Genomic DNA, 666 nt, shown 5'->3' on the forward strand with positions numbered 1-666 from the left:
GTGACACCCATGGCGGACATCAACGTCGGCGACACCGCTTGGATGCTCACCTCGGCCGCACTGGTGCTCTTCATGACGCCGGGGCTGGCCCTGTTCTACGCGGGAATGGTCCGGAGCAAGAACGTGCTGTCCACCACGATGCAGAGCTTCTTCTCGATGGGGCTCACGTCCGTGATCTGGGCGCTCGTGGGATACACCATCGCGTTCGGCTCGGCGGAAGGCCCGCTCGGGAAGTTCATCGGCGACTTCAGCAAGATCGGCCTGAAGGGCGTGGCGGCCGGGACGTTCGGCGTCGAGGGCCACCTCATGCCCGAGTCGGTGTTCGCGATGTACCAGGGCATGTTCGCGATCATCACCGTCGCGCTCATCACCGGCGCGATCGCCGAGCGGATGAAGTTCTCGGCGTACGTGATCTTCGCGGGCGTGTGGGTGCTGCTCGTGTACTCCCCGCTCGCGCACTGGGTGTGGGGCGGCGGCTGGATGGGCCTGTCCGGCATCGGCGCGCTCGACTTCGCCGGCGGCACGGTCGTGCACATCGCGAGCGGCGCGGCGGCGCTGGCGGCCGCACTCGCCCTCGGCAAGAGGCGGGACCTCGGCAAGCCGGAGATCGCCCCGCACAACCTGCCGATGACGATCCTCGGCGCCGGCATCCTGTGGTTCGGCTGG

At 68.2% G+C, this 666-nt stretch carries 1 pseudogene (only partly in view); it reads left to right on the plus strand.

From position 1 onward, the window contains the following. The first annotated feature begins 18 nt into the window (after window positions 1-18). Window positions 19-666, plus strand: a pseudogene (locus FDZ70_09190) (ammonium transporter); it runs 582 nt beyond the window's last position.

This window comes from Actinomycetota bacterium, assembly GCA_005774595.1.
Lineage (GTDB): Bacteria > Actinomycetota > Coriobacteriia > Anaerosomatales > D1FN1-002 > D1FN1-002.